Origin of the sequence: Candidatus Competibacter phosphatis (assembly GCF_012939995.1) — a bacterium.
Classification (GTDB): domain Bacteria; phylum Pseudomonadota; class Gammaproteobacteria; order Competibacterales; family Competibacteraceae; genus Competibacter; species Competibacter phosphatis.
This window is the reverse complement of sequence record NZ_SPMZ01000027.1, coordinates 1-23461: the sequence shown is the minus strand read 5'-3', so window position 1 is coordinate 23461 and position 23461 is coordinate 1. Positions and strand designations below refer to the sequence as shown.

General features: G+C 62.7%; 20 protein-coding genes and 3 pseudogenes. 17 read left to right on the top strand and 6 right to left on the bottom strand.

Annotation, left to right across the window (positions count from 1 at the left end; genetic code table 11):
- Nucleotides 1-7 precede the first annotated feature (7 nt).
- The 7 genes from E4P82_RS10020 (at nucleotide 8) to E4P82_RS09990 (ending at nucleotide 7537) form a co-directional block, all read left to right on the top strand.
- Complete coding sequence (locus tag E4P82_RS10020) at nucleotides 8-976, top strand: phosphate acetyltransferase (RefSeq protein ID WP_169248754.1); 969 nt, start codon at nucleotides 8-10, stop codon at nucleotides 974-976.
- The gene (locus E4P82_RS10015; protein ID WP_169248753.1) at nucleotides 973-2166 is read left to right on the top strand and encodes an acetate/propionate family kinase; all 1194 of its coding nucleotides are present in this window, start codon (nucleotides 973-975) and stop codon (nucleotides 2164-2166) included. The genes E4P82_RS10020 and E4P82_RS10015 overlap by 4 nt, the downstream gene beginning before the upstream one ends.
- Before the next feature lie 124 nt (nucleotides 2167-2290).
- On the top strand, nucleotides 2291-2647 hold the full coding sequence (locus E4P82_RS10010) for a hypothetical protein (RefSeq protein ID WP_246327495.1): 357 nt from the start codon (nucleotides 2291-2293) through the stop codon (nucleotides 2645-2647).
- Nucleotides 2648-2835: 188 nt separating this feature from the next.
- Nucleotides 2836-3618 (top strand): enoyl-ACP reductase FabI, encoded by a 783-nt coding sequence (gene fabI, locus E4P82_RS10005; RefSeq protein WP_169248752.1) that lies wholly within the window; start codon nucleotides 2836-2838, stop codon nucleotides 3616-3618.
- 47 nt (nucleotides 3619-3665) lie between these two features.
- Nucleotides 3666-4706 (top strand): hypothetical protein, encoded by a 1041-nt coding sequence (locus E4P82_RS10000; protein ID WP_169248751.1) that lies wholly within the window; start codon nucleotides 3666-3668, stop codon nucleotides 4704-4706.
- Between the two features lie 82 nt (nucleotides 4707-4788).
- A complete protein-coding gene (locus E4P82_RS09995; RefSeq protein ID WP_169248750.1) occupies nucleotides 4789-5241 on the top strand; it encodes a hypothetical protein in 453 nt (150 codons plus the stop codon).
- A 37-nt stretch (nucleotides 5242-5278) separates the two neighbouring features.
- Nucleotides 5279-7537, top strand: a complete 2259-nt coding sequence (locus tag E4P82_RS09990) for a hypothetical protein (protein ID WP_169248749.1) — start codon at nucleotides 5279-5281, stop codon at nucleotides 7535-7537.
- Here the strand turns inward: E4P82_RS09990 and E4P82_RS09985 are convergent.
- Nucleotides 7515-7697 (bottom strand): hypothetical protein, encoded by a 183-nt coding sequence (locus tag E4P82_RS09985; RefSeq protein WP_169248748.1) that lies wholly within the window; start codon nucleotides 7695-7697, stop codon nucleotides 7515-7517. The genes E4P82_RS09990 and E4P82_RS09985 overlap by 23 nt on opposite strands.
- On the opposite strand from E4P82_RS09985, the gene E4P82_RS09980 reads away from it, so the two are divergent.
- From E4P82_RS09980 to E4P82_RS23660, 10 genes and pseudogenes are all read left to right on the top strand, one after another.
- Nucleotides 7689-8798 (top strand): hypothetical protein, encoded by a 1110-nt coding sequence (locus tag E4P82_RS09980; RefSeq protein ID WP_169248747.1) that lies wholly within the window; start codon nucleotides 7689-7691, stop codon nucleotides 8796-8798. The genes E4P82_RS09985 and E4P82_RS09980 overlap by 9 nt on opposite strands.
- Before the next feature lie 58 nt (nucleotides 8799-8856).
- The gene (locus E4P82_RS09975) at nucleotides 8857-9450 is read left to right on the top strand and encodes a carbonic anhydrase (RefSeq protein WP_169248746.1); all 594 of its coding nucleotides are present in this window, start codon (nucleotides 8857-8859) and stop codon (nucleotides 9448-9450) included.
- 27 nt (nucleotides 9451-9477) lie between these two features.
- A pseudogene (locus E4P82_RS23665) lies at nucleotides 9478-9756 on the top strand (DUF2254 family protein); the annotation flags it as partial.
- 22 nt (nucleotides 9757-9778) lie between these two features.
- Nucleotides 9779-10807 carry a DUF2254 family protein gene (locus tag E4P82_RS09965; protein WP_169248745.1) on the top strand — a complete coding sequence of 343 codons (1029 nt, stop codon included), beginning with the start codon at nucleotides 9779-9781 and terminating at the stop codon, nucleotides 10805-10807.
- Between the two features lie 39 nt (nucleotides 10808-10846).
- Nucleotides 10847-11536 carry a hypothetical protein gene (locus E4P82_RS09960; RefSeq protein WP_169248744.1) on the top strand — a complete coding sequence of 230 codons (690 nt, stop codon included), beginning with the start codon at nucleotides 10847-10849 and terminating at the stop codon, nucleotides 11534-11536.
- Nucleotides 11533-12354: a polyphosphate kinase 2 gene (gene ppk2, locus E4P82_RS09955; RefSeq protein ID WP_169248743.1), complete on the top strand. Its 822-nt coding sequence runs from the start codon at nucleotides 11533-11535 to the stop codon at nucleotides 12352-12354. The genes E4P82_RS09960 and ppk2 overlap by 4 nt, the downstream gene beginning before the upstream one ends.
- A 174-nt stretch (nucleotides 12355-12528) precedes the next feature.
- Nucleotides 12529-13833 (top strand): ATP-dependent 6-phosphofructokinase, encoded by a 1305-nt coding sequence (locus tag E4P82_RS09950; RefSeq protein WP_169248742.1) that lies wholly within the window; start codon nucleotides 12529-12531, stop codon nucleotides 13831-13833.
- Nucleotides 13834-13852: 19 nt separating this feature from the next.
- Complete coding sequence (locus E4P82_RS09945) at nucleotides 13853-14656, top strand: threonine/serine exporter family protein (RefSeq protein ID WP_169248741.1); 804 nt, start codon at nucleotides 13853-13855, stop codon at nucleotides 14654-14656.
- Nucleotides 14653-15135: a threonine/serine exporter family protein gene (locus tag E4P82_RS09940; protein WP_169248740.1), complete on the top strand. Its 483-nt coding sequence runs from the start codon at nucleotides 14653-14655 to the stop codon at nucleotides 15133-15135. The genes E4P82_RS09945 and E4P82_RS09940 overlap by 4 nt, the downstream gene beginning before the upstream one ends.
- Nucleotides 15136-15222: 87 nt before the next feature.
- A pseudogene (locus tag E4P82_RS23660) lies at nucleotides 15223-15928 on the top strand (IS6 family transposase).
- A gap of 160 nt (nucleotides 15929-16088) precedes the next feature.
- Here the strand turns inward: E4P82_RS23660 and E4P82_RS09930 are convergent.
- From E4P82_RS09930 to E4P82_RS22065, 5 genes and pseudogenes are all read right to left on the bottom strand, one after another.
- Nucleotides 16089-17513 (bottom strand): efflux transporter outer membrane subunit, encoded by a 1425-nt coding sequence (locus tag E4P82_RS09930; RefSeq protein ID WP_169248739.1) that lies wholly within the window; start codon nucleotides 17511-17513, stop codon nucleotides 16089-16091.
- Nucleotides 17506-20727 carry an efflux RND transporter permease subunit gene (locus E4P82_RS09925; RefSeq protein WP_169248738.1) on the bottom strand — a complete coding sequence of 1074 codons (3222 nt, stop codon included), beginning with the start codon at nucleotides 20725-20727 and terminating at the stop codon, nucleotides 17506-17508. The genes E4P82_RS09930 and E4P82_RS09925 overlap by 8 nt, the downstream gene beginning before the upstream one ends.
- Before the next feature lie 11 nt (nucleotides 20728-20738).
- Nucleotides 20739-21875, bottom strand: coding sequence for an efflux RND transporter periplasmic adaptor subunit (locus E4P82_RS22075; RefSeq protein WP_420887091.1), 1137 nt, complete (start codon nucleotides 21873-21875; stop codon nucleotides 20739-20741).
- A gap of 367 nt (nucleotides 21876-22242) precedes the next feature.
- A pseudogene (locus tag E4P82_RS23655) lies at nucleotides 22243-22737 on the bottom strand (rhodanese-like domain-containing protein); the annotation flags it as partial.
- The gene (locus tag E4P82_RS22065) at nucleotides 22653-23240 is read right to left on the bottom strand and encodes an FAD-dependent oxidoreductase (protein WP_312914632.1); all 588 of its coding nucleotides are present in this window, start codon (nucleotides 23238-23240) and stop codon (nucleotides 22653-22655) included. The pseudogene E4P82_RS23655 and the gene E4P82_RS22065, both read right to left, overlap by 85 nt.
- Nucleotides 23241-23461: the final 221 nt, after the last annotated feature.

Below are 23461 nucleotides of genomic sequence, written 5' to 3'. Positions count from 1 at the left end.
CCGATTGATGTTGGCGAAAGAGGAGCCATTCATGGACTGCAAGCACGAGAAATACCAACGGCTGATCGCCCGGTGTCAAGCCCTGACCCCGGTGCCGACCGCCGTCGCCCACCCCTGCGACGAAACCTCGCTCAAGGGCGTGGTGGAAGCCGCCGAACTGAATATCTTGCAACCGATCCTGGTGGGTCCGCGCGCCAAAATCGAAACCACGGCGGCACACTTCCCACTCGATATCTCCGGCTACGAAATCGTGGATGTCCCCCACAGCCATGCCGCCGCCGATGAAGCGGTGCGACTGGCCCGCGAGGGCAAGGCCGAGATGCTGATGAAAGGTAGCCTGCACACCGACGAGCTGATGGGCGCGGTGGTGCGGACCGCGACCGGCTTGCGCACCGAACGGCGCATCAGCCACGCCTTCATCATGGATGTGCCGAGCCTGGACCGACCGATCATTGTTACCGACGCGGCGATCAACATCTTCCCGACCCTGGAAGATAAGATTCACATCGTCCAAAACGCCATCGACCTGGCCCGCGCGCTGGGTCTCGAACAGCCGAAGGTGGCGATCTTGTCCGCCATGGAAACGGTGAACCCCAAGATCCAGTCCACTGTGGAAGCCGCCGCCCTGTGCAAGATGGCCGACCGCAAGCAGATCGTCGGCGGCATCCTGGACGGCCCGCTGGCGCTGGACAATGCCATCAATCTGGCGGCGGCTCAGATCAAAAAGATCGACTCGCCGGTGGCGGGGCTGGCCGATATCCTGGTGGTGCCCGATCTGGAAGCCGGCAACATGCTGGCCAAGAGCCTGAGCTTTCTGGCCGACGCCGACGCCGCCGGCATCGTGCTCGGCGCCCGGGTTCCCATTATTCTGACCAGCCGCGCCGATTCGGTCACGACTCGGCTGGCGTCCTGCGCGGTGGCCGCGCTGGTTGCTCAAGCGCGGCGGGAAAGCGCCAGCAAGGCGGTGGCGCCATGAGTGACGCGATTCTGGTGGTCAATGCCGGCTCATCCAGTATCAAGTTTTCGCTGTTTCTGGAACGGGGCGAAGCGCTCGACCTGTTGCTGGGCGGGCAAATCGAGGGCCTCTACACCACACCTCGCTTCAAGGTCAAGGACGCGGCGGGCGCCACGGTCGGCGAACGACAGTGGTCGGCGGGTGAACCGCTCGGCCACGACGGCGCCATCGCCTATCTGGCTAGTTTTCTACGCGAGCAACTCGGCGAGCACCGACTGGTCGCCGTGGGGCATCGGGTGGTGCATGGGGGTCTCGACTACGCCGCGCCGGTCCGGCTGACCGCCGAGATCGTCGGCCACCTGGAGCAATTCATCCCGCTGGCACCGTTGCACCAGCCCCACAACCTCAGGCCGATCCGCCTGTTGCTGGCCCATCAGCCGCAATTGCCGCAGGTGGCCTGTTTCGACACCGCTTTTCATCGCCACCAGCCGGAAACCGCCCAGGCGTTCGCGCTGCCGCCCGAAATCACCGAACGGGGCGTGCGGCGCTATGGCTTCCACGGTCTCTCCTACGAATACATCGCCTCCGCCCTACCTCAGGTTGACCCTCGCGCGGCGGCGGGACGCGCGGTGGTGCTGCATCTGGGCAATGGAGCCAGCATGTGCGCGATTCACGGCGGCCGGAGCGTCGCGAGCACGATGGGTTTCACCGCCGTGGACGGGCTGCCGATGGGCACCCGCAGCGGCAATCTCGATCCAGGCGTCGTCCTCTATCTGATGGACGAGCTGAAGATGGATGCCCGCGCCATCGAAAAACTGCTCTACCAACAGTCGGGCTTGTTGGGTGTTTCCGGCGTTTCCAGTGACATGCGCGCCCTGCTCGCCGCCGACGAACCGCGGGCGAAATTCGCGGTGGAACTGTTCGTTTACCGCATCGGCCGGGAACTGGGTTCGCTCGCCGCCGCGCTGGGCGGACTCGACGCCCTGGTATTCACCGCCGGCATCGGTGAGCACGCCGCGCCGATCCGGGAACAGGTCTGCCGGGCCGCCGCCTGGCTCGGGGTGGAACTCGACCCGACCGCCAACGCGGCGGGTGGTCCGCGCCTCAGCACGGCGGGCAGCCGAGTTACCGCCTGGGTGATTCCGACCAACGAGGAATTAATGATCGCCCGCCATACCCGGACGCTGGTGGCGGCCGGCGCGCCGGGCTGACCTGATCTGGCTTGGAAAAATTGTGTTTTCAGCCATCAGGCTGTGAGGTAACCGATCGGGCGAACGTGCAGTGGTTTGACCCGACCGGGATTCCGCTAGCCAACCTGAACCGAGGAAGAATCTGATGATGATGAATATTCACAAAGTAGCCGGCCCCGTCCTGCTGGCCACCACATTATGGGTGGGCAGTCTGGCGCTGGCGGCGGATGCCAAGAAACCGTCCGGAACGGTCGCGATCGACGAAACGCAGTTCGCGTTCATTCTGGGTGGCAGCGTCGGTGGCGGCACGCTGACGTTCCATGGCAAGAAATATCCCTTCAAGATCGGTGGACTGACCGCGGGCGTCAATGTCGGCATTTCCAAAATGAGCGCCGCTGGCGAGGTCTACGATTTAAAAGAAAATCTCCAAATTCCCCGGCACCTACACCAAATTGGATGTCGGCATCGCGCTGGGCGGCGGTGTGGGCGGCTTGCGACTTAAGAACGAGAACGGCGTGATCATGCGGTTGGAGTCGCGCACCCAAGGCTTGCAGTTGAACGTCGGCTCGGCCAGCGGCATCTCGGTCACGATGGAATAGTCAGCCCACCCCACCGGACAGGGATTGCCGCGCCGCCAACACGACAAGGCCATCCCTGCATCGGCGCCCATCCAATCAGGAGCGTTTCATCATGACGGTTGAAATCCCTCGTCCCCCACTCAAGGGCAAGAAGGCGCTGGTGACTGGCATCGCCAACGAACACTCTATCGCCCATGGTTGCGCCAAGGCGTTTCGCGAGCTGGAAGCGGAATTAGCGATTACCTACCTGAATGAAAAATCGAAACAATACATCGAACCGCTGGCGAAAACCCTAGAGGCACCGATCTTCATGCCCCTGGACGTCAGCCAGCCGGGCCAGCTCGAAACCCTGTTCGAGGCCATCACCCAACAGTGGGGCCGGCTCGACATCCTGGTCCACTCCATCGCCTTCGCCCCCAAGGACGATTTGCAGGGCGGATTGCTCGATTGTTCGGCGGCAGGGTTCGCCAAGGCGATGGACATTTCCTGTCATTCCTTCATCCGCATGGCCAAGCTGGCGGCGCCGCTGATGACCGAGGGTGGCGCGATGTTCGCCATGAGCTACCACGGCGCGACGGAAGTAGTGCCCAACTACAACGTGATGGGGCCGGTCAAGGCCGCGTTGGAATCATCCTGTCGCTATCTCGCTTACGAATTGGGCCGGCAGGGCATCCGGGTGCACGCTATCTCGCCGGGGCCGCTCAAGACCCGGGCCGCCTCGGGACTGAAAGACTTCGATCTGCTGCTCAACGAAGCGGTGCAGCGGGCGCCGATCGGCGAACTGGTCGACATTATGGACGTGGGTTTCACCTGCGCCTATCTGGCCACGCCCTACGCCCGCCGCTTGACCGGCAGCACGGTGTACGTCGACGGCGGCGTGAACATCATGGCGTGAAGCCGCCCGCGCGCTCCTCGCCGAACCCGCTCACCAGGAGAACGACCATGGCGTTTCGTCTGTTGCAGTCCATTTTTTCCGGTAGCAACCAGCCCGGCAAATTCGACAAGGACTTGATGCTGAGAGGCATCGAACGGGTGGTGGACGGCACCGATCCCCGTCTGCGGGCGGTGAGCCACTACCGGCGCAAGCTGTGGGGCGCGGTGGAACACACCATCGACTTCGTGGTGAATTTCGTCAATGCTCTGCCGCCCGCCATTGTGGCCGACCGGCAAGGTTATATGACCGACCCCCGCTTGCGCGCCCTGTTCGCCTCGCCCGAGAGTTTGCGCGAGATCCTGAGTTTCAGCGACGGCACCCGCGGCTACCTCAAACAGGCGTCCGTCCCCTTGCCGGCGGAACTGTATGCCGGACTCGGCGCGGCGCGGGTCGAAAGGAACGTGCTTGGGATCGAGATGGAGGGGGAAATCCTCCGGCGGGACGTGCCGCAAACCGTCGTCGACTTCCGCGACCACCGGCTGGTTTTCCTCACCGACAACGAACAGGACACTCGTCGGGAACTCATGAGGCGCGCGGCCGATTACCTGATCGAAACCGCCTTGCAACGCCTGACCGCCAGCCGTGTCCAAAAAACCCAACTGGAACAGCGGCAGCGAAAGCTGCTCCAGCAAAAAGCCAGTCTGCTGAAGAAAGCCCAGGTCGGTTTTGAATCCCTGGCGGAACCGGCCACGGCGGAACCCGTCGATTTGAACGCCCTCGAACGACAGCTTCAGGACCTCGAAACCGAACTGAGCCAACTGCGCGCCGATTCGGCCACGCTCGACAAGCACCTCGCCAAAGTCGCCGCCACCCTGAGCGAACCGGAGAAATACCTGAAGCTGGAGCCGGTTTCGCTCACCCTGGACCACACCAACACCAAAGTTCCCGCCGATTCACCTCGGATCGCCAACGCGATGACCTTCCAAGAAATCGTGATGGGGAAAGATCGCCGAGTCACCGCGTTGTTCGTCCGGTTCCCTAGCGGCGAACTGCTGCCGCAACCCGATTTTTTCAAAGAAGCCAATCGCCTGCTGTACTCGACCCGATGAGGGTTGTGAGCACCCTCCCCCTTGCGGGTGAGGGTTGGGGTAAGGGAGCGACATATCGAACCATTTTTCTGGAGAACTTGCCATGAGCGAAAAAACCAAGTCGACCACCGATCTTGCCGCCGCGATCAAATCCTTGAAGAGTTACCTGCTGGAAAAGGGCCACCGTATCGAGCGCGGTCCTTCCTACGAAGGTCAAAGCAAGACCCCGGCCAGCGTGGCCGCGACGGCGCGGCGGTACGAAGGAATGGGCTACGCCAAGTACATGCAGGTCGGCAATCCGCCAGTCTACGCGATGCTGGGGCGCGGCCACCAAGAGATACACATTTTCCAGCCGCAAGACCCGAAGGTTCGGGAATGGCTGGAGAATGACCAGAAAGCGTTGAACGATCCAGCCCTGCGCCAGTACCTGCTGCAAACATCCGGTATGAGCGAGAGCGAACTGCAAGCCGCCCGCAAGCCGCGAGTCTTCCGCATCACCGAGGTGGACGACGTGTTCATCATCACCAGCGAGGACGCTCCGCCGGAACGGCGGTGAGCACGGCCACCACCCGATCAACCACAGGCAAGGCATCATGAACCCTACATCCCGCGAGCGGGCAAGCGCCTTTTGGTCAAGGTTAGGGCTGGCCAAGCTACTGCTCCTGATCCTCGCAATCCTGGTCGGTCAGGTTGCCAGCGCTCAGGATCGGTGGCCCCGTGAGATCAAGGCCAAGGAAGGCAAGGTCGTCATCTATCAGCCGCAGTTGGAATCCTTCCAAGGCGACAAGGTAGCTGTCCGCGCTGCCGTGTCGGTGCAAAAGCCCGACATGAAAGCACCCGTGTTCGGAGTGGTGTGGTTCGACAGCCGGGTTGCCACCGACCGCGACAAGCGGACGGTGGAATTCCAGGAGATCAAAGTCACCCAAGTCAAATTTCCCAACGCTCAACCGGTCCAGGAACGCCGACTGGCGGCGTTCCTGGACCGGGAAATCGCCGCTTGGCCGAAACCCACGATAGCCCTGGATCGGCTGCTGGCCGCCTTGGCCGAAGTAGAGAAAGTCAAGGCCGGCGCCAACTTCAACAACACACCGCCCAGGATCATCTTCGCCACGGTTCCGTCAGTGCTGGTGCTCATCGACGGCGAACCCATTCTGCGCGACGTGGAGGGCTTTCCGGTCAAGCGGGTGGTGAACACCCCGTTCGTGTTGCTGTTCGATCCGACCGACAGTAAGTACTACCTCACCGGCGACGCCCTCTGGTTTGTCGCCCCGGACGTAAAAGGTCCGTGGCAAATGCTGGAATCCCCACCCGCGCCAGTGGCGGCGGCGGCTAAGAAGATCGCCGAGGCCGAGGTGCCGACCCAGGTGCAGCCCGCGACGCTGAAGGCCGAGACCGTCCCGCAAATCGTGGCGGCCATCGAGCCCACTGAACTCATCGTCACCGATGGCCCGCCCCAATTCGCGCCGTTGGAGGGCACCGATCTGCTCTATCTCAGCAACAGCGGGCGCGATGTCTTCCAAACGGCAGGCGCCCAACAATACTACGTGTTGCTGTCTGGCCGCTGGTTCGCCAGCCCATCCCTGGAAAACGGGCCGTGGGCCTACGTCGCCCCCGACAAGTTGCCGGCGGGCTTTTATCGGATCCCCCCGGCTTCGGTGAAAGGGCATGTGCTGGCCTTCGTGCCGGATACCCCCCAGGCCAAGGAAGCGGTCGCCGAAGCCCAGATTCCGGTGACCGCAGCCATTCCCCGGAAGGCCGTCATCAAGATCAGCTACGACGGCAAGCCTGAGTTTCGCCCCATCGAAGGCACTTCGCTCCAGTACGCCGTCAATACCACCACACCGGTGATCAAAGCGCAGGACCAATATTATGCCGTGGACCGGGCGGTCTGGTATCAGTCCGCCCAGCCGGATGTCGGCTACCAAGTCGCCATCTCAGTACCGTCCGAGATTTACCAGATACCGCCGAGTAGCCCGGTGTACAACGTCACCTACGTGCGGGTGTATCAGGCGACGCCGGAAGTCGTGTACGTGGGCTACACGCCAGGCTATACCGGAACCTATGTCGCCGGCGGCACGGTGGTCTACGGCACGGGTTACGTCTATCCGCCCTACGTCGCGCCCGTCTATTACTATCCCGCGCCGGTCACCTACGGCTATGCACCGGTCTACGATCCCGGTTACGGCGCCTGGAACTTCCTGGCCGGCGCCACCTTCGGACTCATCGCCGGCGCGGCCGCCTCGAATTGGTGGGGGGGCTACGGTTGCTGCGGCTGGCATGGCGAAACGAACATCGACATCAACCGCAACGTCAACATCAGCCGCGATTACGTCCAGCACCTGAACGTCGATCGGGCGAACCTGCGCAACGCCAACTTCAATCGGCAGAACTTCCAAAGCCTGCGCTCCAACCGTCAGGATTTCCGCAACAACGTCTACCAGAATCGAAACTGGCCCCAGCAACTTCAGAATACGCGCCGGGATCAACTCAACCAGCGCCACCAGCAACTGGCCAGCGGCCAAGGGGCACGCACCGAGCGCGCACGGGATCGGCAGGCACGCGCGGGCGAGCGGCAGAGTGGTCAGGCGCGACGCCAGCAGCGGCGCGAGCCGGAACAGCGCCCGGCGAGCCGCGAAGGATCGCGCCAACAACGCCCGGCGGGCGCGGGGTCGGCCAGATCCGCGCAACGCGCCAAGCCCGCCGACTTGGGCCGGAACAATGTTTTTGCCGATCGGGATGGTAATGTCCATCGTCGGACCAACCAGGGTTGGGAGCAGCGCGACCGAAACAACTGGTCACGGCCGGAAACCCGCCAGCAACCCAGCTTTGCTAGCGCAGCGGCGCGCTCTTAACCGGGATTACAACGCCCGCGCCCGGGGTGCCGAAAGGACCCAGAATTTCCAGCGGGTGAGCGGAGGTGGCGGGTTCAGTTGTGGCGATGGTGGGTTCAGCCGGGGTGGCGGTGGGCGGCGGCGCTGAGTGCGGCGGCAGGGTGAGGAAACCATGTTGCAAGTCAATTTCGGAAAATCGTTACGATTGGCCCTGCTCCCGCCGATACTGGTATTGCTATCGGCCTGCGCCAGCATCGGAGCCGGCTCCGTCAACCGGGATCGGCTGGATTACGCCGAAGCGCTGGCGACTTCCTGGAAGGAGCAGATGCTGCTCAATATCGTCAAGCTGCGTTACGCCGACACGCCGATGTTTCTTGATGTATCGTCGGTCATCAGCTCGTACCAGTTGCAGAGCCAGGTAAGCCTCTTGGGCACCGTTTCGACCGGCTTAACCCCCAATCTTCCGGACACCTGGGGGCGGGGCACCACTGTGGGGGCAACCGGTTTCTACACCGATAGGCCCACCATCTCCTACACGCCGCTGCAAGGGGATAAGTTCATCCGCGGCCTACTGCGGCCGATGGCGCCGGCCGCTCTGTTCCAACTGGTGCAGGCCGGCTACCCGGTGGATCTGGTCTTGCAACTGGCAACCCGCGCGATCAACGGCGTCTACAACCGCTCCAGCCGTGCGATGGGGAGCCGGGACGCCGACCCGGCGTTTTACCCGTTGCTCGACGTGCTGCGCCGCCTGCAGTTGTCGGAGGCGATCGGGTTCCGGCTCGAAAAACGTGGCCCGGAGGAAACCTCGCTCATCACCATCCGCGGCGAGAAGGTCACCCCGGCGGTCGAGCAGGATAGTCGCTTCATCCGAACCGCGCTCGGTCTCCAGCCGGACGCGCGGGAACTGATCCTGACCTTCGGGGCCGTCCCGCGTAACGATCGGGAATTGGCCGTGCTCACCCGGTCCATGCTGGAGATTCTGCTCGAACTGGGCGCCCAGGTGGAGGCGCCGATCACCGACATCGAGAATGGACGGACTTTGCCCCTTCCGCCGCCTCGCCCGGACAGCGGACCTCGCGACCAGCCCTTGGTGAAAATCCACTCCAGCGCCGAACCGCCGAGCGATGCGTTTGTCGCGGTGCGTTACAGCAAGCACTGGTTCTGGATCGATAATCGCGACTTCCGCTCCAAGGGCATTTTCACCTTCTTGCTCTTGCTGACCTCGCTCGCCGAAACCGGCGTGGCGCCACAAGCCCCAGTGATTACCGTACCCGCGAACTAAACTGAAATTAAGCCACGAAAAACTGTTCCCTATGGCCACACTGAAACCCCACGAACCCATGTTGACCGCGGACGAGGCGCTCCAGCGTCTCATCGACGGCAATCTGCGCTTCCTGCGGGGTGAAGCCCGGTTTCCCACCGTACAGAAGGACATCCTGGCCGATCTCGCCCAGGGCCAGCGACCCTATGCGACGATCCTGGGCTGTAGCGATTCGCGGGTTCCCCCGGAACTGATCTTTGACGCCGGCTTCGGCGAGTTGTTTATCGTGCGCGTGGCCGGTAACGTCCTCTCGCCGGAAATCATGGGCAGCCTGCAATACGCCGGTTTGCACCTGCATACGCCGCTCTTCGTCGTGCTCGGTCACAGCGGCTGCGGGGCGGTGCAGGCGGCGCTGGAGACCCAACGGCACGGTTTACAACACCGTGCGCGCATTCAAATCCTGATCGACAACATCCTGCCCGGATTGCCCAACCCAGATCCCCAGACCCCTCCGTCGACACAGCTTGACCAAGCCATCGAAGCCAATGTCCGCTGGACCATGCGGCAACTTCTGGAAACGCCCGAAGGGCAAGCCCGTCTGGCCGAGGGGCGCATGCAGCTCGTCGGCGCGGTTTACGAGATAGAGTCCGGAGGCGTCCGGTTTTTGTCATGACAAAGTAACTGTGGGCTGTGATCAATCATGCTAAAGAAGCTAAGGATAGGTCCACCGAACATGCCGATCTGGTGCATTCCGCTGCTGTATATGGGCGTGACCATTGTTTGCGGCTTGGTTTTTCCTCGTCTTGAGCAGGAATACCTCACCACCTACAGCCATGGCATGTCGGTCGCGTCGGCTCAGGCGACGTTGTCCGCCATCGCGTCGGGCATGATGGCGCTGACCGGCATCGTGTTCGCGCTGGCCTTCGTCATGGTGCAATTCAGCGCCATCGCTTATTCCCCGCGCCTGGTCGCCTGGTTTGGTCGCGATCCGGTGCTGTTTCATGCGCTCGGCTTGTTCACCGCCACATTTTTTTTATGCCATCGTCACCCTGGCCTGGATCGATCGCGGGGGGGACGGCACGGTGCCCCTGTTCTCCGTTCTGCTCGTGACGGTGCTGCTGATCCTCAGCATGGCCGTTTTTGCCAAACTGGTGCAGCGGCTGAACGATATTCAGATCACCAACGTGCTCCATTTCATCGGCCAGCAGGGGCGCGAGGTCATCCGAACGATGTTCCCGCGCCTGGACGCGCCGGCGGGTCCGACCCCGGAGTCGTGGAGAGCGGCGGTCGAGGCGGCCCAGCGGTGTCCGGTCACCCAGACCTTGCGCTACTCCGGCGAACCCTTGACCATCGCGCGCTTTCGGGTCGCCGCCCTGGTCCGGCAGGCTCAGGCGGCGGATGCCGTGATCGTGATGGAATGCGCCGTCGGCGACACCCTGGTCGAAGATACCCTGCTGTTGCGCGTGCACGGCGGTCGGCAACCGCTGGCCGAAACTCCGCTCCGGCAGGCGATTCAGGTGGCGCGGGAACGTACCTTCGAGCAGGATCCCAAATATCCCCTGCGGCTGTTGGTGGACATCGCCATCAAGGCCCTCTCCCCCGCCATCAACGACCCGACCACGGCGGTTCAGGCCATTGACCAGATCGAGGATTTGTTGCACCGCCTGGGTCGGCGCGCGCTCGACGCCGGCTGCGTGGCCGACGAACAGGGCGTTTTGCGTCTGATCTTCCCAACACCCACCTGGGAGGATTACCTCACGCTCGCCTTCGACGAGATCCGTCAGTTTGGCGCCAGTTCGGTTCAGGTGATGCGCCGGCTGCGCGCGGCTCTCCTGAGCCTGATGGATTCCGTGACCGAGGCCGAGCGCAAGGAGCGGATACGACGGTATGTCCACCATTTGAACCTGATGGTGGAACACTCGATACTCGACGCCGAGGACCAAGTGGTGGCGCTCCAGGAAGACCGGCAGGGCCTGGGCCTGTCGCGCCGGCGGGCCGAAACCGAACGGGACGCCATACCCAGTCCGTGACAAAGCGGGCGGATTCGACGAGCTTTGCGGAAGATCGTGATGCAGCTAGAGAACGGGACCACCATCGCACGTTTGCGCGCGCCGCGCGCCGCCGCCATCGCCGGCATCCTCTTTGCTGGTTTGTTGATCACCAGCTTGTTGCTCATCCGGCGGGCCGTCCCGGCCGATCCGCTGGAAGCCGGGGTTTGGCTTCAGAGCCATGCCAACATGGTGGCGCTGGCGCTGAACCTGGTGCCGTTCGCCGGCGTTGCCTTTCTGTGGTTCATCGGCGTGCTGCGCGACCGCCTGGGGGAACGGGAAGACCGCTTCTTCACCACCGTTTTTCTCGGCAGCGGGCTGCTGTTCCTCGCCATGCTGTTCATGTCGGCGGCGATGGTGGGCGGCCTGATCATCGCCTACACGGCGGACTCCAGCCGGCTGATCGGGTCCCCCACCTTCACCTCCGCCCGTGCCATCGCCTATGAAATCATGAATATCTACGCGATCAAGATGGCGGGGGTGTTCATGATCGTGACGTCCACCCTCGCGCTCCGCACCCGGTTCATCGCCCGCTGGATCGCCTTCCTGGGCTATGCGGTGGCGCTATTGCTCCTGCTCAGCAGCCGCTACATCGAGGGGATTTTGTTGGTCTTCCCGCTGTGGGTGCTGCTGATCAGCCTCTACATCCTGATCGACAACCTGCGCCGACCGTCAAGCGGCGGCGGCCATATCGGAGAAAGAACGCCATGAGTAAAACCAAGGTTGCAAAAGACCTCGACGCGCCCCAGACAACCGAAAAACTGAAGACCAAGGACTACGACCGGGAACTGACGAAACTACACGTCGAACTGGTCAAGCTGCAAGAGTGGGTCAAGCACCAGGGACTCAAAGTCTGTGTCGTGTTCGAGGGTCGCGATGGCGCGGGCAAGGGCGGCACCATCAAGGCCCTCACCGAGCGGGTCAGCCCGCGCGTGTTCCGGGTGGTGGCCTTGCCGGCGCCGACCGAGCGCGAGAAATCGCAGATGTACGCCCAACGCTACTTCCCGCATTTTCCGGCGGCCGGCGAGGTGATCATCTTCGACCGCAGTTGGTACAACCGCGCCGGGGTCGAGCGGGTGATGGGATTCTGCACCGAGGAACAGGTCAAGCGCTTTTTGCAGATGGTGCCACAATTCGAGCGGGTGATGGCCGAGTCCGGCATCATCCTGCTCAAATACTGGCTCGAAGTCAGTCCCGAGGAGCAGACCCGGCGGCTCGAAGCGCGTATTGAGGACGGCCGTAAGATCTGGAAGCTGTCACCGATGGACCTGCAATCCTACAGCCGCTGGTACGACTATTCGCGGGCACGCGATGCGATGTTCGCGGCAACCGACACCGCCTGGGCGCCGTGGTACGTGGCCCGCTCGGATGACAAGAAACGGGCGCGGCTCAACATCATCCGCCACCTGTTGAGCCAGGTTGCTTACGAAGAACTGCCGCGTGAAAAAGTGAAGCTGCCCAAGCGGCAAAAGGCGGGGGACTATCGGGAACCGGACTATCCGTTCAAGTACATTGCCGAGCTGTATTGAGGGATGGGCATCCGATGCTCGGAGCGATTCCCTCGATCAGGATCGATGTGGCGGTAAATGGAAAACCCGCTCAGGCAATGCACGGGACGGCGGCGTCATGACCCAGAGGTTTCTGGACCCCCCAGTGCGGGGAGGTCAGCGGCGATCGTTCCGAACCCTACTTGAGGCGTATTCATGAACATCACCACCTTGGGCGAAGCCCGCTTCCCGTCCCCCCAGCGGCGTACGGTCAACGACCAGGCTCGCGTGTCCTCCCATCTGATCCGCGACCCCGACGCACCCCCGGTGGAGGAACTCTGGTTCGAACTCGCCGGCCCGCGCGCCCGCTTGTTCTTCGACCCCCGGCAAACCCGCGCCGGCATCGTCACCTGCGGTGGGCTGTGCCCCGGCCTGAACAACGTCATCCGCTCGCTGTTCCTGGAACTCCACCATGGCTACGGTGTACGGGAAGTGCTCGGCTTTCGTGGCGGCTACCAGGGGCTCGATCCGGCTCGCGGCATGGAGCCCTTCGTGCTGACCCCCGCGTTCGTCCACGACATCCACAAGGACGGCGGCACCGTGCTCGGCACCTCGCGCGGCCCAGTGGAGGTCGGCGTCGCCGTGGATCACTTGATCCGGCGCGGTGTGAACATTCTGTTCACCCTGGGCGGCGACGGCACCCAGCGCGGCGGCAACGACCTGTTTCAGGAAGCGCAACGGCGCGGCCACCCGCTGGCGGTGGTCGGCATCCCCAAGACCATCGACAACGACGTGGCCTTCGTCTCGCGCAGCTTTGGCTATCTGACGGCGGTCGAGGAAGCAACCAAGGTCCTGCATTGCGCCCACACCGAGGCCCACAGCGTCCGCAACGGCATCGCCTTGGTGAAGGTGATGGGCCGCCATGCCGGCTTCATCGCCGCGGGCGCCACGGTGGCCAGCCAGGACGTCAACTTCACCCTGGTCCCCGAAGTGCCGCTCCAACTCGAGGGCGAAACCGGCCTGCTCGCCGCGCTCAAGCAGCGCATTCTCCAGCGGGCGCACGCGCTCGTCGTTGTGGCCGAAGGCGCCGGCCAGGAGTGGTTGGCGGCCAGCGGTGGGAAGCGCGACGCCTCGGGTAATATCAAACTCCAGGACATCGGCCCGTTTCTGCGCGAACGCATCGAGCGGTACTTCCAGGCGGAGGAGATTCCGGTGACGCTGCGCTATTTCGATCCGAGCTATCTGATCCGCAGCGTCCCGGCCGACGCCGAGGATTCCATTCTCTGCGATTTCTTCGCCCGCAACGCCGTTCACGCCGCCATGGCTGGTAAGACCGGCCTGGTGATCGGCCTGCTGCACGACCTCTTCATCCATGTGCCCATCGAATTGCTCGTGAGTCGCAAGAAGCACCTGGACCTGGGCGGACCTGGCTGGCGCGCGGTGCTGGCCGCGACCGGCCAAGCGTTTGGGGAAGACGCCGGTCCGATCCGAACGACGCCCGTGTCCCCCTCGGCGACGTGAGTGCGGCCCAGCCAACGCCATGCCGATAGAAAATCCCGATACCTCATCGCTGCCCGCTCCCCGCCCACCGGAGTCGCTCTCGGTCGTGGTCGATCTGCTGGTGCATACCGGCAGCCTGCTGCTCCAGCACGGCGCCGATGCCGCGCGCGTGGAAACCAGCCTGCAACAAATGGAACCGGGTCTGAGCATCGACCGGATCGATGCGGTGGTCATGTCGAAAACCATCCTGCTGACCGTGACCCGCCAGGACGCCCACCATACCCGGGTGGCGCGTGTACCGATCGTGGGCATCAATATGAACATCCTGAACGAGGTGGAGCAATTGCTGGGACTGTTCCAGCAGGGGCGGGTGACTCCCGGACAACTGGAAATGCTGCTACAACGGATCGCGACGCTTCCACATAACTACTCGCGCGGTGTGGTTGTGGTGGCGGTCGGTTTGGCCTGCGCGGCATTCTGCCGGCTGTTCGGCGGCGACTGGGCGGCACTGGCGATTACCGCCGTGGCCGCCGCGATGGCCACCTGGGTACGGATGTGGCTCAATCGGCGACAAGTCAATTATTTCCTGGTGGTCCTGCTCACCGCGCTGACGGCCAGCCTGGTGGCGAGCAGCGCGCTCTGGCTGAGTCAGACCCCGCAAAGCGCGCTGACGGCGGCGGTCCTGCTGTTGGTACCCGGGGTGCCGCTGATCAACGCCAGCGTGGACATTCTGCATGGGTACATCTCCGCCGGCATGGCCCGGGCCATCACCAGCCTGGTGGTGGTCCTCGGGATCGCCCTGGGCTTGGGGATCGTGGTGCGGCTGTTCCAGGTCAAATTATGAGCGGCGCCGAACTGGCTTGGCCGCTGGCTCAACAGGGCTGCTGGGCGGCGGTGGCGACCCTGGGATTTTCGGTGCTGTTCAACGTGCCGAAGTACGCCTTGCCTTATTGCGCGCTGATCGGCGCGCTCGCCTATGTGGTGCGGGCCGGGCTAATGAACGGCGGCATCGGCATCGTGTTGGCCACCTTGCCCGCGGCGCTGGTCATCGGGGTATTGGCCACGGCACTGGCCCAGCGCTTCGCGGTGAGCGGGGTACTGTTTTCCGCCAGCCCGGCAATCCCGCTGGTGCCCGGCAGCTACGCCTACAAAGCGGTGATGGGCCTGGTGATGGTGGCGGATTCGCCCCACCTGGAACACAGTGGCGACCTGCTGCTGGCGGCGTTCGATAACGGCATCAAGGCGACGCTGATCATCCTGCTCCTCAGCTTCGGGATTGCGCTGCCGGGCCTGGTGTGGAGTTCGTTCCGGCGCGCGAATTGACGCGAGCGCCACACGCCGCACGGGAAACCCATTCAACGGTACTGTCCAGTTGCCGGGGGCGCTTTGAATCGGTTAGGGGAGCGGGCCATGAAAACGCCATCCGATCCTTATCGCGGTCACCGCTTTCCCGCCGAGATCATTGCTCACCCGGTCTGGCTCTATGTTCGCTTCACCCTCGGCTTTCGAGACATCGACGAACGACTCGCTGCCTGGGGCATCGTATTGACCTACGAGACGATCCGCCCATGGACTCTCCAATTCGGTCAGAGCTTCGCGAACGAACCGCGCCATCGGTAACCCAGGCGGGGCGATCAATGGCACTTGGATGAAAGGGTCATCACGACGAATGGCAAGCATCATTCGCTCGGGCGGGCGGTCGATCAAGAAGGCTACCTCAGTCTCGTCCAGCGCCGACGCCCTGCCAAAACCGCTCAGCGGTTCTTTCGCCAGTGACGCAAGGGCCTCCAATAGGTCCCTTGGGTGCTGATCACCGACCCGCTCAAGCGCTACGTCGCCGCCCAAGAAAAGGGTCATGCCGGGCGTCGAGCATCGCCAGCACCAGAGCTTGAAAAACCACGCCGAGCGGTCCCACCCACGCGCTTGCCAACAAGCGCGCCCGATGCGGCGGTTCAAATCGTCCCGCCAGGTACAACGCGTTCTGTCCGCTCACCATCCGATGAACCATCTTTTCCACCTGCGTCGCCATCGGATATCGGCCACCCCGTATCGGGGTGCCCGCGGAGCAGCGTTCGAGACGTGGTCTCGGGTGATGGGCGTCCAAAAAGCAGCGTAACCGCTATCCCATACCGCCATCATGCGATAAACGCGTCATGACCCCATTAACTTGACAGTACACCCTTTGGGCGCCTGGCCGCCGCTATGTTTTGTGCGCAATGTCTTGCCACAAAGCGTTTAATTCGCGTAAAGAGGGCGGGATAACCCCGCCCTCTGATTCAACCCGCCGCTGGCTGTGGTTTACCGGTGGCCATCCGCTCCGCTTCGTTGACCCAGCCACCGCCCAGCGCCGCATACAGGCTGACCATCGCGGTATACAGAGTTCCCTGGTCCTGCACATACTGGAGTTGCGCGGCATAGAGATTGCGCTCGGCATCCACCACGAGTAAGTAATCGGAATAGCCGTTTTGATAGCGAAGCGTGGCCAAATGCAGAGTGCGCTGTAAGGCCTCGACCTGCAATGCGCCGTCCTTCAACTGCTCATGCAGTTTGTTGATCGCGATCAGACTATCATCCACTTCGGCGAAGGCTTTTTGAATCACCTGCTGATAATTCAATAAAGCCTGCTGTTGCACGGCTTCCGCGGCCTGCAACTGGCCGGTCAGAGCCCCGCCGGTGAAAATCGGCTGGAACAGTTGGCCCGCGAACTGCCAGGTGCGCGACGGTCCCTTGAACAGATCCGAGAGATCGGTACTGGCCGTGCCCAGAAAACCGGTCAGGGAAATACTGGGGAAAAACGCTGCCTTGGCCACCCCGATCAAGGCGTTGGCGGCGATCAATTGTTGTTCCGCCTGCCGGATATCGGGACGGCGCTCCAGCAGATCGGAAGGTAAACCACCGGGGATTTGTGGCAAGGTTAATAGATCCAGGGTGACCCCTCGACTGATCTTGCCGGGATTGCGCCCCAGCAGCAGGCTGATGGCGTTCTCCTGTTGAGCAATCTGCCGCTCCAGCAAGGGCACCTGCACCGCTGCGTTCTGGTATTCCGCCACGGCCTGCTGGTAGTCCAGTTCCGAGATCAAACCGGCCTTGAAGCGCAGGCCATTGATCCGCACCGATTCACCACGGGTTTGCAAGGTTTCCTGAGTGATGGTCAGTTGCTTGTCGTAGTCGAGCAGTTGCACGTAACTGTTGGCCACCCGACTCACTAGGCCGAGAATCACCGTACGCTTGGCTTCCTCGGTCGCCAGCAGTTGCGCGCGGGCCGCCGCGGTGGCGCTGCGCAACTTACCCCACAAGTCCAGCTCGAACGACACGCCCAAATCAACTTGGAAACTGTTGGTCGGGTTTTCGCCCAGCGTAACGCCGCCATTCTCGGTATTGCGGGTGCGTGCCCCAGCGGCGTTGGCGCCGACCTGGGGAAACTGTGCGGAGCGAGTCACGCCATAACGGCCGATATACTCTTCCACTCGCGCGGCGGCGATTTGCACGTCCTTGTTTTCTTGCAACGCGGTTTGGATGAGATTGTTCAGCACTGGGTCGCGGAACTGCTCCCACCAGGCGGTATTGGCGAGATCGTTGGCGGTTTGGAGATCGACCTCCCATTGCGCCGGAATCGGTACCTCCGGGCGTTCGTAAGTCGGGCCGACCGCGCAACCGCCCAAGGCGAGACCGATGGCTACCGCAAGTAAGGTCTTATGCATCGCGGCGGTCCTCCGGCAGACTCTCCGCCCCGGTTCCAGCGGGAGAGGGATGCGGTGGCGACCCGGAATCGGAGGATTCCTTCTTCTTGCCGTCGCGCTTCTCGCTCAAGCCTTCGAACAGGCGGAAAAACATCGGCACGAAGAAGATCGCCAGCACGGTGGCGGCGGTCATGCCGCCGACGATGCCCGTGCCGATGGAATGGCGGCTGTTGGCGCCCGCGCCGGTGGCGATGACCAGCGGAATCGCGCCGAGAATGAAGGCCAGCGAGGTCATCAAGATCGGCCGGAAGCGCAAGCGCGCCGCCTCCACCGCCGCTTCCAGAACCGGCATTCCCTCCTCGTGCTTCATCACCGCGAACTCCACGATCAGGATGGCGTTCTTGGCCGCCAGACCGACCAGGGTCAGCAGGCCGATCTGGAAATACACGTCGTTTTCCATCCCGCGCAGCCAGACCGCCAGCAACGCTCCGAACGCTCCGAACGGCACGGCCATCATCACGCTAAATGGCAGCGACCACTTCTCGTACTGGGCCGCCAGGATCAGGAACACCATGATCAGGCCATAGATGAACACCATCGCCGAATCGCCGCCGACCTTCTTCTCTTGATAGGCTTGGCCGCTCCAGCCGAAGGAATAACCCTGCGGCAGCACCTCGTGGGCCACCGCTTCCATGGTGGCCAGCGCCTGGCCGGAACTGTAGCCCGGCGCGGCGCCGCCAGTGACCTTGGCGGCGGGGAAGGTATTGAAACGGGTGATCAGATTCGGGGCGCTGGTGTATTCCAGCTTGGTGACCGCCGCCAGCGGCACCATGCCGCCGTTGGTCGAACGTACGTAAACCTGCTTGATGTCGTCGGGGCGGGAACGGTATTCCGGGGCCGCCTGCACGATCACCTGCCACACTTGGCTGTACAGGTTGAATTGGCTGACGTACAGCGAGCCGAACAGCGCTTGCAGGGTGCCGAACACGTTACCGACCGGCACGCCCAGGGTTCGGGCCTGTTCGCGGTCCAGCGAAACGTACAATTGTTGCGAGGCGGCGTTGAGGGTCATGGTCAAGCCGCGCAATTCCGGGCGTTGGCTGGCCTTGGCGACGAAATCCTTGGTCACCTGCGCCAGTTGCTTGATGTCGCCGCTGCCGCGACTCTGAATCCAGAATTCGAAACCGCCGGTGGTGCCGAGACCCGGGATCGAGGGCGGATTGAACACCAGGGCGATGGCTTCGCCGATCTTGCTGAATTGCCCCATCACCTCGCGGATGACATTGGGGGCGCTCTCTTTCGGATCCTTCCGCTCTTCGTAATCCTTGAAGGACACGAACAACGTGGTGTCGGTGGTCTTCATTTGCGAATCCAGCAGGCTGTAGCCGTTGACCGCGACCACGCTACCGACCGCTGAATTGGCGCGAAAGATATCGCTCATTTGCGCGCCCACCGCCTCGGTTCGATCCAGACTGGCGCCATCCGGTAAGATCCCCACGCCGAACACATAACCCTGATCTTCATCCGGCACGAAACTACTGGGCACTTTCTGAAACAGGCCATACGTCGCCGCCAGCATCACCGCGAACAGGGCCAGCCCCAGTAATATCCGCTTGGCGACAAAGCGCACGCTTTTGGCATAACCGCTGGTCAACCAGTCGAACCCGCGATTGAATGGACCGAAGAAGAATCGATACAGCCAATCGGTTCGTTGGTCGCCATGTTCCCCCGGCTTGAGCAGCAGCGCCGCCAGCGCCGGACTGAGGGTCAATGCCACCAGGCCGGAAATCGCCACCGAAATCGCGATGGTGATGGCGAACTGTTTGTACAACTGCCCGGTCATGCCGCCCAGGAACGCGACCGGCACGAACACCGCGCTCAACACCAGCACGATGGCGATCACCGGTCCGGTGACTTCTTCCATCGCCCGATGCGCCGCTTCCTTGGGCGACAGGTGGAATTCCGCCATGTTGCGCTCGACGTTCTCCACCACCACGATGGCGTCATCCACCACGATGCCGATGCACAGCACCAGGCCGAACAGGGTGAGCATGTTGATCGAGAAGCCGAGCAGATACATGCCGCCGAAGGTGGCGATCACCGAGACGATCACCGCCACGATGGGAATAACGGTCGCTCGCCAGCTTTGCAGGAAGATGAAGACCACCAGGATGACCAACACGATGGCTTCCAGCAGGGTATGCACCACCTCGTTGATCGAGGCCTTCACGAACTTGGTGGTGTCCAGGGCGATGGAGTAATCGATGCCAGCCGGAAAGCTCTTCTTCAGTTCTTCCAGTGTTTCCCGCACCTGCTTGGAAACGGCCAGGGCGTTGGCGCCCGCCTGTTGATACACCGCGATGGCGGTGCCGATCTTGCCGTTGAAACGGCTGCGCAGGTTGTAGCTTTGCATGCCCAGGGTCACGTAGCCGACATCCTTGAGCCGCAGCACGCCGGCGCCGGTGGTGCTGGCGCGCAGGATGATGTTCTCGAACTCCTCCGGCGTACTCAGCCGGCCCTGAGTGGAGACCGGAAAGGTCAGCTCCACCGGGCCGTTGGTGGGCGATTGGCCGATCTGACCGATGGCGAACTGCTGGTTCTGGGTCTGGATGGCCTGAATCACCTCGTCGGTGGTCAAGCCCAGATCGCTCATCCGATCCGGTTTCAGCCAGACCCGCATGGCGTAATTGGGAGTACCGAAGATGCTGGCCTGATTGGCGCCGGGAATGCGTTGCAGGGCGTTGAGTATATACAGGTAGGCGTAATTGCCGACATAGGTTTCATCCTGACTTCCGTCCGGTGAATAGATTGCGATCACCATTAGGAAGGTGGACGATTTGGTTTGAACCTGCACCCCCTGTTTGGACACGGCTTCCGGTAGCTGCGGCAAAGCCAGACTCACCTGATTTTGCACGTTGACCTGGGCGATGTCGGGATCGGTGCCGATGTCGAAAAATACGTTCAGGGTCATGTTGCCGGTCGAGGAGCTGGACGAATACATGTACATCAGATTGTCCACGCTGTTGACCTGCTGCTCGATGGGCGCGGCCACGCTTTGCGAGACCACATCGGCGCTGGCGCCGGGATAGGTGGCGCTCACCGTTACCTGGACCGGGGTAATTTCGGGATACTGGGCAATCGGCAACACGCCCATCGCCGACAGTCCGGCCAAGGTCAGGATGATGGAAATGACCGCGGCGAATACCGGGCGATCAATAAAGAAATGGGAAATCATCGGGCGCCCTCTCAGGGTTTGAGCGGCGTGGCGCTGGGCACTTTCGCCGACTCGGGCGCGGGTGGCGCCGCCGGGCGAATCTGTACCGGTGCGCCCGGTTGCAGGCGTACCGCGCCGTCCACCACCACCCGGTCGCCGGGCTCCAGGCCAGAATTGACGATCCACTGATCGCCGTACCAGTCACCGACCTGAATCGGCTTGGGCTGCGCGGTGTCGTCCGGGCCGACCACGAACACGAACTTGCCGTTCGGTCCCTGCATCACCGCCACTTGCGGCACCATGATGGCATTGGGGCGAACCGCGCCCTTGAGTTGCACGCGCACGAACTGGCCGGGGCTCAATTGATTGTTCGGGTTGGGCACCACGGCGCGGACGTTGTAGGTGCCGGTTTGCGCGTTGATCACCGGGTCCACGAAGGTGATCTGGCCTTTCTGGGGATAAGCGGAGCCATCGGCCAGGATCAACTCCACTTGAATCTTGTTTAGCCCCGGCCTATTCAATTGCCCCGCTTCCTGCTGAGCCCGGATTTTCAGGACCTCATTTTCGCCCAACCCAAAGTTGACCCACATCGGATCGATCTGCACGATGGTGGTCAACTGGGCGTTTTTACCGGCTGGCGTAATCAGGGCACCCTCGCGGAAATTGGCGCTGCTGGACAAGCCGTTCAGCGGCGACTTGATGGTGGTGTAGCCCAGATTCAATCGCGCCGTCTCCACCTGCGCCTTGGCCGCCTGCACCTGTGCCTCGGACGTCAGGACGCCGGCGGTGGCGTTGTCCAGATCTTGCTGGCTGACCGCGTTTTGCTTGGCCAGCGGCTTGACCCGAGCCAGGGTTTGACGGGCGCGAGTCAACAGCGCTTCCTGCTGGGCCAGAACGGCCTTGGCATTGTCCAGCGCGGCCTGGAAGGGCTTGGGATCGAGTTGAAACAGGAGTTGTCCGGTTTTTACCAGACTGCCCTCTTCGTAAGCGATCTTATCCAGGTAGCCCTCGACCCGGGCATTGATCTCGACCTGCCGGGAACTGGCGGTTTTGCCGGTGAATTCGAAGGTCGCCGGGGTATTTTCCGGTTTGACCTCGACCACGCTGACGGGAGTCGGCGGGCGGGTCATGGCGGCGGGTTGCTGGGCCAGCGCCGCAAAGGAAAACACGCTCAATAACGCTAACAGCAGTACTTCGGCGCGAGACCCAAATGGAAAGGTTCGACGAACAGGATGCAGATCTTCCACGAGATGGAACTCCCTTGGCTGATATTCGGCAAGAAATTGGTTCTGTCGTTTTGAGATTTTTTTGGCCACGCCGTGTTGCCCAACAAAGGGTTGGGCTTCGGCGTTCAGCCCAACCTACCAAAAGCCGCCCGCGCCCGCCTCCGATGATCGGTGGGGAGGTCAGGCCTGTCGTGATAAAGCGCCCCACCGTCGCGCAGTTCGTCAGCAGGTAAGAGTGAAACCGCAACAGCATGCCGCCGGAGAGCGTGTGAACCTTGAACCCGTGTTGCAACAGGAGCCGGGTGGCGTAATGGGCACGCTGGCCGGAGCGGCAGATGACGAGAATTGCCCGATCGCGAGGCAACTCGTCGAGCCGCGCCCGCAGTTGTCCCAGCGGAATATCGACCGCTCGCGGCTTGCTTTCCACGGCGAGTTCCACCGGCTTGCGCACGTCGAGCAGGAGTTCCGCGTCGACGCCGTCCCAGTGGCCGATCGGCCTGTCGCCGCCCAGGATGTCCGCCGCCACCAGGCCCGCGAAGTTGACCGGATCCTTGGCGCTGCCGAACTGGGGCGCGTAGCACGGCTCCGCCGCCTCCCGGTCGTGGATCGTCGCGCCCATTTGCAATGCCATCGCCAAGGCGCTGATCCGCTTGTCCACGTTGTCCTCGCCGAGCGCCTGCGCGCCGAGGCGCTTCCCGTCGGACTTGCGAAAGAGCACCTTCATCGCGATCGGCCGCGCGCCCGGGTAGTAGCCGGCGTGCGAGTTCGGGTACAGGTGGATTTTTTTTGTAATCGTCGTTGCCAAGCTGCTGGAGCGTCTTCTCGCTGGCGCCGGTCCAGGCCACCACGCCGCCAAAGAAACCGATCGCGGATCACCCGCGCATCGGGAACCGTTCTGACCTCGAAGATGCCCGGCAGATCGATGCCCGGCAGAGCGATGCCGGGCTGCGGCGGGCGAATCGTCGACGTGCCGGGCGACAGCACCAGCTTGTCGTGGGCTTCGGTCGTGACTTCGCCGGTGGCGACATCGCGCAGTCGAACGGTCTTCATCTCCGGCGCGATGCCGATCACCTCGCAGCGCGTCCGCACATTGATCACGAACTGGTTGCGAAACGTATTTTCGTTGGCGACTGGCAGGCTCGATTCCTTCTCGATCACGCCGCCGATGTGATAGGGTAGCCCGCAATTCGCGGAGGAAACATAAGGCCCGCGTTCCACCATGAGGATTTCCGTTGTTTGGTCCAGCCGGCGCAGGCGGGCCGCGCATGACGCGCCGCCGGCCACGGTACCCACGATAATGATTTTCACAAACATTGTCTCCTTAAGCGCGAACCCAATAGTGTGATTGGTTTTTGGATCTGCCTCGGTGCTTCAGCGCCGTCCGCCCCGGAAACCACCCCCCCTCGCGCGCCGCCGCCACCCGCGCGGCTGAACCCGCCACCCCCGCTCGCCCGCTGGAAATTCTGGGTCCTTTCGGCACCCCGGGCGCGGGCGTGTATCCCGGTTAAGAGCGCGCTGCTGGCTAGCAA

Excerpts from the sequence above, each read along its gene's own strand:
- E4P82_RS09980 (WP_169248747.1), top strand. The coding sequence starts at position 7,689 with ATGTTGCAAGTCAATTTCGGAAAATCGTTACGATTGGCCCTGCTCCCG.
- E4P82_RS09925 (WP_169248738.1), bottom strand. The coding sequence starts at position 20,727 with ATGATTTCCCATTTCTTTATTGATCGCCCGGTATTCGCCGCGGTCATT.
- E4P82_RS09995 (WP_169248750.1), top strand. The coding sequence starts at position 4,789 with ATGAGCGAAAAAACCAAGTCGACCACCGATCTTGCCGCCGCGATCAAA.
- E4P82_RS09940 (WP_169248740.1), top strand. The coding sequence starts at position 14,653 with ATGAGCGGCGCCGAACTGGCTTGGCCGCTGGCTCAACAGGGCTGCTGG.
- E4P82_RS09975 (WP_169248746.1), top strand. The coding sequence starts at position 8,857 with ATGTTGACCGCGGACGAGGCGCTCCAGCGTCTCATCGACGGCAATCTG.
- E4P82_RS10010 (WP_246327495.1), top strand. The coding sequence starts at position 2,291 with ATGATGATGAATATTCACAAAGTAGCCGGCCCCGTCCTGCTGGCCACC.
- E4P82_RS09945 (WP_169248741.1), top strand. The coding sequence starts at position 13,853 with ATGCCGATAGAAAATCCCGATACCTCATCGCTGCCCGCTCCCCGCCCA.
- E4P82_RS10015 (WP_169248753.1), top strand. The coding sequence starts at position 973 with ATGAGTGACGCGATTCTGGTGGTCAATGCCGGCTCATCCAGTATCAAG.
- E4P82_RS10000 (WP_169248751.1), top strand. The coding sequence starts at position 3,666 with ATGGCGTTTCGTCTGTTGCAGTCCATTTTTTCCGGTAGCAACCAGCCC.
- E4P82_RS09950 (WP_169248742.1), top strand. The coding sequence starts at position 12,529 with ATGAACATCACCACCTTGGGCGAAGCCCGCTTCCCGTCCCCCCAGCGG.
- E4P82_RS09965 (WP_169248745.1), top strand. The coding sequence starts at position 9,779 with ATGCGCTCGGCTTGTTCACCGCCACATTTTTTTTATGCCATCGTCACC.
- E4P82_RS09930 (WP_169248739.1), bottom strand. The coding sequence starts at position 17,513 with ATGCATAAGACCTTACTTGCGGTAGCCATCGGTCTCGCCTTGGGCGGT.
- E4P82_RS09990 (WP_169248749.1), top strand. The coding sequence starts at position 5,279 with ATGAACCCTACATCCCGCGAGCGGGCAAGCGCCTTTTGGTCAAGGTTA.
- E4P82_RS10020 (WP_169248754.1), top strand. The coding sequence starts at position 8 with ATGTTGGCGAAAGAGGAGCCATTCATGGACTGCAAGCACGAGAAATAC.
- fabI (WP_169248752.1), top strand. The coding sequence starts at position 2,836 with ATGACGGTTGAAATCCCTCGTCCCCCACTCAAGGGCAAGAAGGCGCTG.
- ppk2 (WP_169248743.1), top strand. The coding sequence starts at position 11,533 with ATGAGTAAAACCAAGGTTGCAAAAGACCTCGACGCGCCCCAGACAACC.
- E4P82_RS09960 (WP_169248744.1), top strand. The coding sequence starts at position 10,847 with ATGCAGCTAGAGAACGGGACCACCATCGCACGTTTGCGCGCGCCGCGC.